Annotated in this window: 9 protein-coding genes and 1 pseudogene; 2 read left to right on the top strand and 8 right to left on the bottom strand. The window is 70.0% G+C overall.

What is annotated here, in order from left to right:
* Positions 1-81: 81 nt before the first annotated feature.
* A pseudogene (locus tag ACWD4G_RS04870) lies at positions 82-354 on the bottom strand (DUF2087 domain-containing protein); the annotation flags it as partial.
* A gap of 333 nt (positions 355-687) precedes the next feature.
* Here ACWD4G_RS04870 and ACWD4G_RS04865 point away from each other — a divergent pair.
* Complete coding sequence (locus ACWD4G_RS04865) at positions 688-990, top strand: chaplin (RefSeq protein ID WP_451290751.1); 303 nt, start codon at positions 688-690, stop codon at positions 988-990.
* A gap of 232 nt (positions 991-1,222) precedes the next feature.
* On the opposite strand, the gene ACWD4G_RS04860 is transcribed toward ACWD4G_RS04865, so the two are convergent.
* The 7 genes from ACWD4G_RS04860 to ACWD4G_RS04830 all read right to left on the bottom strand — a co-directional run bounded on the left by ACWD4G_RS04860 (position 1,223) and on the right by ACWD4G_RS04830 (position 5,577).
* On the bottom strand, positions 1,223-2,089 hold the full coding sequence (locus ACWD4G_RS04860) for a tyrosinase family protein (RefSeq protein ID WP_451290778.1): 867 nt from the start codon (positions 2,087-2,089) through the stop codon (positions 1,223-1,225).
* Positions 2,090-2,093: 4 nt separating this feature from the next.
* Complete coding sequence (locus ACWD4G_RS04855) at positions 2,094-2,597, bottom strand: tyrosinase family oxidase copper chaperone (protein WP_451290750.1); 504 nt, start codon at positions 2,595-2,597, stop codon at positions 2,094-2,096.
* Between the two features lie 89 nt (positions 2,598-2,686).
* Positions 2,687-3,193 carry a hypothetical protein gene (locus tag ACWD4G_RS04850; protein ID WP_451290749.1) on the bottom strand — a complete coding sequence of 169 codons (507 nt, stop codon included), beginning with the start codon at positions 3,191-3,193 and terminating at the stop codon, positions 2,687-2,689.
* Positions 3,194-3,450: 257 nt separating this feature from the next.
* Positions 3,451-4,092, bottom strand: coding sequence for a vitamin K epoxide reductase family protein (locus ACWD4G_RS04845; RefSeq protein ID WP_451290748.1), 642 nt, complete (start codon positions 4,090-4,092; stop codon positions 3,451-3,453).
* Complete coding sequence (locus ACWD4G_RS04840; RefSeq protein ID WP_451290747.1) at positions 4,092-4,589, bottom strand: DUF5949 family protein; 498 nt, start codon at positions 4,587-4,589, stop codon at positions 4,092-4,094. The genes ACWD4G_RS04845 and ACWD4G_RS04840 overlap by 1 nt, the downstream gene beginning before the upstream one ends.
* A 220-nt stretch (positions 4,590-4,809) precedes the next feature.
* On the bottom strand, positions 4,810-5,100 hold the full coding sequence (locus ACWD4G_RS04835; RefSeq protein ID WP_451290746.1) for a hypothetical protein: 291 nt from the start codon (positions 5,098-5,100) through the stop codon (positions 4,810-4,812).
* A 237-nt stretch (positions 5,101-5,337) separates the two neighbouring features.
* The gene (locus ACWD4G_RS04830) at positions 5,338-5,577 is read right to left on the bottom strand and encodes a chaplin (RefSeq protein WP_451290745.1); all 240 of its coding nucleotides are present in this window, start codon (positions 5,575-5,577) and stop codon (positions 5,338-5,340) included.
* Between the two features lie 344 nt (positions 5,578-5,921).
* Here ACWD4G_RS04830 and ACWD4G_RS04825 point away from each other — a divergent pair, with 344 nt between their 5' ends.
* Entirely contained in the window at positions 5,922-7,121 is a 1,200-nt protein-coding gene (locus tag ACWD4G_RS04825) for a DUF3344 domain-containing protein (protein WP_451290744.1), read from the top strand.
* Positions 7,122-7,159 lie beyond the last annotated feature (38 nt).

The raw sequence follows: 7,159 nt of genomic DNA, 5'->3' as shown, positions 1-7,159 counted from the left end.
CGTGGCGCGTGGCGCGTGGCGCGTGGCGCGTGGCGCGTGGCGCGTGGCGCGTGGCGCGTGGCGCGTGGCGTCGCCGCTCCGCTACGCCGCCGTCTCTCCCTCCGGCACCCAGTAGAAGCCGGACTGGCGGCGCAGATGCCCCAGGTCCACCAGATAGCGGCGCAGCGTCACATGGTCCACCTGGGCGCCCTCGCACCAGGCGCGCAGCCGCTCGTTGACGTCCTGTTCGGTGTAGTCGACGCCCGGCTCGAAGGTGTGCTCGGCGATGTGGCTCAGCACGCGGAGCTTGCGCTGCCACTTGGCGGGCAGCCGGACGAGACGGCCGTCCCGTACGAACGTCCGCAGTACGGGATCGGCCTGCTCGGTCAGCCCCCGCCCGTCCGCCACGCCCCGCCCGTCCGCCACGCCCCGCCCGTCCGCCACACCCCGTCCGTCGGCAAGAGCCTTTTCACCGCTCGGGTTCCGCTCCGCCCGCTTCTCCACGTCAACCACTCCTCGGTCGCTCGACTGGTCCCGGCGGAGGCTAGCCGTCGGGCCCTTGCGAGCGAACCGAATTTCCTCACCCGCTGTTCGAAAGGGGTGATCCCCCGATGAACGCCGTGACCACGCGTGCGTGAGCGCGTTGAAGTGGCGTGCGGCCGCGATCCGACGCGGTCGTCCCATCGACCCAGCAAGAAGGAGAACGTGATGTCTCGCATCGCGAAGGCAGCCGTTGTCGCTCTCGGCACCTCCGCCGTGGTGGTCAGCGGTGCCGGTCTGGCCGCGGCCGACGCGGACGCCGGGGCCAAGGCCGTCGGCTCGCCGGGCGTCGTGTCCGGCAACGCCATCCAGGTTCCCGTCAATGTGCCGATCAACCTGTGCGGGAACACCGTCAACATCCTCATCGGTGCCCTGAACCCGGCGTTCGGCAACGTCTGCGTCAACAACGGCGACAAGCACGACAACCACGACAAGGGCGGCCACCACGGCCCCTCCGGCTACGGCCGCTGACCCGGCACACGCCCGGCCACCGGCTCACAGGCGACGAGCCGCAGCCGAACAAAGCCCCCGACGGTGTCCGACCGCCGGGGGCTTCGCCTTGCACACGCGTCAATGCGTGTCATGCACGTCAACGCATGTCATGCACGTCAATACACGCGACGCAGTCAATACACATGACACAGTCAATACACGTCACACGGGCGTCAACACTCGTCAACACCATCGCGGGCGTCAACGCCCGTCACGCATACCGATACACATGCCCGATCTGCTCCATCTCCCCCGGAGTCACCTCCCACGGCGGCATCCGCTCGTCGCGGGCGACGACGCGGCCCCGCTCGCGGTCTCCCTCCTTCGGCTGCTGGGCCGGCACATAGCGGGCGCCGGGGTGGCGTTGCTGCCAGCGGGTCCACTGGAGGTCGATGAAGGCGTGGTGGAGCCAGAAGACGGGGTCGTTGACGGAGGCGCCGCCGACCATGTGACCGCCGACCCACCGGTGGACGCGGTTGTGGTTGAGCCAGGACCCGTTGCCGGTGCCCTTGCCCCACCCCTCCACCCGATTGCGGAAGCCGCCGCTGGTCACGGAGTTCCAGGGCGACTTGTCGTAGACGGTCTCGGCGAGGGCCGCGTCCAGGTCCTTGCGGGTGGGCAGGTCGATCGGGGTGCGGGGGTAGCCGAGGTCCCGGGTGAGGTACTCGACGTCGGTGAGGCCCTCCCGGATGGTCCACTTCCCGTACCCGTACGCGAAGGGCCCCGTCATCACCCGGTGGTCCTTGGGCCGCCCGTTGCCGCCGAGCAGGTCCGCCGTCCAGGGCACCGAGGTCGTCGTACGGTCCCGGGTCCAGTCCCAGTACGGAATGGTCACCGAGTCGTCGACCCGGCGCAGCGCCGTCTCCAGCTCCAGCAGGAACTGGCGGTGCCACGGCAGGAAGGACGGCGCCATATGGGCCGTACGCAGCCCGCCATCGCCGTCGGAGACGTAGTAGTCGATGTGCGTCCGTACGAACTCGTCGTACTCCCCCCGCTGCTTGAGCTTCAGCAGCGCGCCGACGAACCGTCGCCGCTCGCCGGCCGTCAGGGCGCTGACGTCCTTGCGCGTGTACGCCATGACCTTACGCGTGTACGCCATGACCGCCCGTCCCCCGTACGTCCCCGGTCTCCCCCGTACCTCGGCCCGGTTGTCCCTCCGCGAAGTGCTCGGGTGGCTTCAGCCGCTGGGTCGTGCCCAGTTCGTCGACGGCGGCGCGGGTCGCGGCGAGGGCCGTGGGGTACGAGCGGTAGTGGTCGATCATGCTGAGGTAGGTGCCGTCGGCGCGTCGCATGAGGTGCAACGGGCGCCCGTCCACGGTCACATACCAGTCCCCGGGGGTGTGCTTGCGGGCCCCGAGGTAGGCCGTGTGGTCGGAGTCCGTCCTGGTGCCGCGGATGCGGTGGCCCCGGTACGTCTCGTCGAAGTTCGGCTCCTCGGAGCGGCCCGGGCGCCGGGGCCACACGGCCGTGGCGACGGGGACGACGGCCAGGGCGACCACCGATGCGCCGAGGGCACGCAGGGCACCCCGGCGCGTTCTGCGCCGGGGGCCGTCCGGGTCCACCGTCACTCTGCTGACGAACAACACTCTCTCCTCGTCCGGTTCAGTAGCGGTGACCCCCGGCGGCCCGGCCCGGGCTTCCACGCCCCGGGCCTCGCCTCCCTGTCGCCGCGGGCTCAGCCGAGCCCGAGGTTCGCGGTCGGCGCCGTCCGCAGCAGCGGGGTGAGGAGGGCGGCCTGGGGGTCCTTCAGCGTGGGCAGGCCCAGCGCGTCGGGGTCGGGCGCGGTCAGTGGGGTGTCCACGTTCAGCCCGGGGGTGAGGGTCCGCAGGTCGGCGGCGGGGGCGTCGAGGCCGACCCGCTCGAAGCCCTCCCCGACGATCCGGGGCAGCGGGCTCTCGGCCCTCAGCCCCGGCAGCGCGGCTCCGAGCGGCACCTGCGGCAGCACGCTCGCCGGCAGCAGCCGGCCCTCGACATACGTCGGCCCGTCCGGGGCACCCGGCGTGAGCAGCGGCAACTCCCCCGACATCCTGGGCATCTTCACGTTCAGGGAGTGCTCCACGCCTTCGAGCGGTACGGGAACGGGGACCGTCTCGGCCGCTGCGGCGGGGGCGGCGGAGGCACCCATGGCGGCCACCACACCGGTGACGACGGCGGCAAGGGTTCCTCGTGAGGTCGGCTTCATCTCGGTACGGTCCCTTTCAGGAATGGGCTTCGGGAACGGGCTTCTGGACCGGATTCCTGGGATGGATGGGTTCCTGGGATTGGTCCCTGGAATTGGCTCCTGGAATGAGTTCCTGGAATGGGCTGATCCAGATGCCGGGTCAACGATCCCGGTATCTCCATCAGCGCGAGATCAGTGCGAGATTCGCCCGCGTGCCGCAATACTCCTAGAGACCTATTACCTCATCGCCGCCTGCCCTTCGGTGTTCTGACCCATGATCAGCTCGTCCAGAAATCCCACCAGCGGGTCAGGACGAGCATGCCGATCACCCCGAGATGCACCACGGGGAGCACCCACGTGAATTCGGCGAGGAAGGCGCGCATCCCCTCCGGCGCGGGCAGAAATCCATGGAGCACGTTGAACGAGGTCAGATACCAGAAGAGAACGATCGTGGCGATCCACGCCAGACAGCACCACAGGCACAGCGCGTCGATCCGGTACAGCGACTCGAACTGCAGCCAGGTCACGAACCCGACCCCGAACACCGTGCCCGCCTCGAAGGTGAGCCAGTACCAGCGTGGGAACTCCGCTCCGCCCAGCAGGCTCATCCCGACGCAGATCACGATGGAGTAGGCGACGAGGCCGAGCATCGGGTTGGGGAAACCGAAGGCGGACGCCTGGTCGCTCTTCATGATGTTGCCGCAGGAGACGACCGGGTTGAGGCTGCAGCCGGGGGTGAAGTCCGGGTCCTCCAGCAGTTTGAACTTGTCCAGTGTGATGACCCAGGAGGCGAGCAGTCCGGCGGCTCCGGTGATCAGCAGCAGGATCGCGAAGGCCCGGCCGCCACCGACCGCGCGTCCGGCCCCGTCCTTGCCGTCCGCCGGCACCGCCGGCACCGGTCGCCCTGCCGGGGCGGACATCACACGCGCAGGGTGCGGGCCGGCAGGAGGACGTGGGCCGCGCTGGTCAGCGTCTCGGTGTCGCCCGCGAAGGCGGCGAGGGCCTCGGGTTCGACGGGCTTGCCGGGCTGGGCCTCCGGCCAGGGGCGGGTGGCGAACACCAGGTAGGCGAAGCCGCGTTGGGCGACGGCGGTGAGCCACTCCGGCGGGGCCGGGCACTGGGCGTTGAGATGGGGCATGGTGACGACGGCCTGGCCCGCCTCCACGAGCAGGGTGACCGGCAGGCCGGGGTTGGCGGCGCCGTCGACGATCTTCTCGCCGATGGACAGGTTCAGGCCGGTCAGCAGGTCCGCGACGGCGGCCGAGGAGCCCTCGGGGCCGCTGGCGCCGTCGCCCAGGGTGTAGGCGAGCAGATACGGCATGTCCCCGTCGGGGGCTTCGCCGCTCCACGCCATGACCACGAGTGTGCCGAGGTCCGCGGGGCGGAAAGGACGGGTTTCAGCGGAAGTTGAAGTCACCGCGGAACCCTATCCGCGCCCGCGAAACAATCCGCCCACCATTTCACCCGACCGGGCGACATCCGAGACCCGACCACACGAACGAGGGATATACGTCGAACACCGAGAACGGAACGCGACGGAAAGCACCGGGTGGGACGAAAGCGCGAAGTGCCGGTTCCATGTCACCGCGGAACCGGCACTTCGCGACGGAAGGGGACGACCGTTCGAAAAGAAGGCGTCAGCCCTGGAGAGGGAGACCGCCGAGGAGTTGGGTGGGGCCACCGGGGCTGTTGAGGGCCTTCGTCGCGCCGCTCACCCCGTTGAGGACGGAGTCCTTGTTCTCGGTGTCGAGCGCGTTCGACTGCTGCTGCAGCGGCGCGGCCTGGATCGGCTCCTTGAAGAGCGTGTTCACCGCGCCGTTCAGGCTGGTCGGTGTGACATCCGCGGGGTCGTAGGCAAAGGCCGGCGCGGCTGCACCAGCGATGGCCATGGACCCGGCAACGACAGCGGCGGCCTTCAGGGACTTCATCGTGATCCTTTCCTCGGATGCGGGAAGCACTGCGCCGTGTCCAACGAGCCCCGCCCCCGACGGAAACCCCGTCGCGAACAGGTCATATCTGACGCCGAACGGCAGGTCATACGAAACACGGCGGCCCCACGGACAGACGGCCGCACCGACGGCCACACCGACGGCCGCGCGGACAGACGCGGGCCGGCCGCCCTCCCTTGTCGGAAGGACGGCCGGCCACGAGAAACCGCGTGAACGTCAGTCGTTGAAGCACTTGTTGCCGAACGCGGGGTTCAGCAGACCGACGATGTTGACGGTGTTACCGCAGACGTTGACCGGAATGTGGATCGGGACCTGGAGAACATTGCCGGACAGCACACCCGGGGAGTGAGCGGCGACGCCCTTCGCCTCGCTGTCGGCGGTGGCGACGCCGGCGGTGCCCGCCACGGCCGCGGCAGCAACGGAGGTCAGGGCCAGGCCCTTCGCGATACGCGACATGGAGTGGTGCTCCTTGGAGTTGACGCAAAAGACATCCGGACGGGGATGCCCGGTGCTGGATCAACGCGCGGCGGGGCCAGGGGTTGTGCCTCCGAAGGGGTGATCTCACAAAACCCCAGACTTCACCATTCCGACACACTTGTCCGGCTTGGGCGATAAGTACGGATAGCGGGCTAGAGTCGTGCACCTCCCCAGGCCGCCGCGGGCCCTCGCACGACACGCCGATTCCGCCCCCGTGATCCGCCGACAACCACCCCCGTGATCCGCCGGTTTCCGTCCGTTCGACGCTCCGCGGCATTCCCCGACAAGCACCCGAACCAGCTCCCGAAAGGGCACCGCCGGTCATGCGAATTCACCCGGGTCTTCCGCTGCGCCGCGCGGTGGTGGGCTGTTGCGCTCTCGCCACCCTCTGGGCCTTCGGCGCCCCCGCGACGGCCGCGCCGCCCGCCCCCGAGGCCGAACGGCTGGCCTTCGGACAGCGCTATCGGGCGGTCCAGCACGGCGGCATCGTCCGCGCCGCCAACTCCTCCATCACCTGTCGTACGCCGACGAAGCCGGCCACCCCGGCGACCGTCCCCTCGGCCCGGCCGAGCGCGGCCTCCCTACTCATCCCGACCACCGTCCGCCCCGCCAGGCCGACTTCCCCCCTCGCCGCACCGTCGGAGGTGCCCTCCTGCGCGGACGCGCGGGCGGGCCGTACCGCGGTGAACTCCGACTTCGACATGTTCTACATCGACGTCGACCGGGACCCGAACACCTACAACTCCAGCCGGGGCGAGGTGCGGTTGCCGCCGGGGGCGCGGGTGTCGTACGCGCGGTTGTACTGGGGCGGGAATCTGCGGGTCGGGGAGCAGAAGCCGCCCAAGGACAACGGGCGGGTGCTGATCGCGGAGCCCGGCGGCGCGTACAAGGAACTGCTCGCGGACTCGGTGGTCGGGCACCGGGTGGCGGGCGGCGCGGACGCCTTCCAGGCCTCGGCCGATGTCACCGAGCTGGTGCGGTCGAGCGGTTCGGGGCTCTACACGGTGGCACAGGTCAATGTGGCCATGGGCCGTTCGGCGGCCGGGGCGTGGGGCGGCTGGACGCTGATGGTGGCGTACGAGAACCCCGCCGAGCCGCTGCGGCACCTGGAGATGTGGGACGGCTTCGACTCGCTCTCGAACGGGCGGGAGCAGCGGGTCCGGGTGCGCGGTCTGGACATGCCGAGGAACGCGCGCGGGCAGGTCGGGCTGGTCGCCTACAACGGCGATCGGGGCCGCACCGGCGATTCGCTCATGGTTTCGACCGGGCGGGCCGCGGCCACGGCGCTCGGTGACGCCGCCAACCCCCATGAGGACGTACTGAATTCAACGATCAGCGAGCCGGGGACCCCTGCCATCGGACGCTCCCCGGCCCATGTGAACACCCTCGGATACGACTCGGACGTTTTCGAACTGCGTGACGAAATCCGGCTGGGCGGTGACCAGTTGGCTTTTCAGATCGTTGCGCAGCGGGACGCGGCTTGGGTCGGGGCGCTCTTCGTCGTCGTCGACGCCACACCGTGACGCGCGCCGCCCGGCGCCGCCCGTAACAAGGAACCCGC

The organism is Streptomyces sp. NPDC002643 (genome assembly GCF_053592555.1).
Note: the sequence above shows the minus strand (reverse complement) of the source record. Positions and strands in the feature narration are given on the sequence as shown.

Coding starts and splice junctions, on each gene's coding strand:
- ACWD4G_RS04865 (WP_451290751.1), top strand. CDS start 688: ATGTCTCGCATCGCGAAGGCAGCCGTTGTCGCTCTCGGCACCTCCGCC.
- ACWD4G_RS04860 (WP_451290778.1), bottom strand. CDS start 2,089: ATGGCGTACACGCGCAAGGACGTCAGCGCCCTGACGGCCGGCGAGCGG.
- ACWD4G_RS04850 (WP_451290749.1), bottom strand. CDS start 3,193: ATGAAGCCGACCTCACGAGGAACCCTTGCCGCCGTCGTCACCGGTGTG.
- ACWD4G_RS04845 (WP_451290748.1), bottom strand. CDS start 4,092: ATGTCCGCCCCGGCAGGGCGACCGGTGCCGGCGGTGCCGGCGGACGGC.
- ACWD4G_RS04835 (WP_451290746.1), bottom strand. CDS start 5,100: ATGAAGTCCCTGAAGGCCGCCGCTGTCGTTGCCGGGTCCATGGCCATC.
- ACWD4G_RS04830 (WP_451290745.1), bottom strand. CDS start 5,577: ATGTCGCGTATCGCGAAGGGCCTGGCCCTGACCTCCGTTGCTGCCGCG.
- ACWD4G_RS04825 (WP_451290744.1), top strand. CDS start 5,922: ATGCGAATTCACCCGGGTCTTCCGCTGCGCCGCGCGGTGGTGGGCTGT.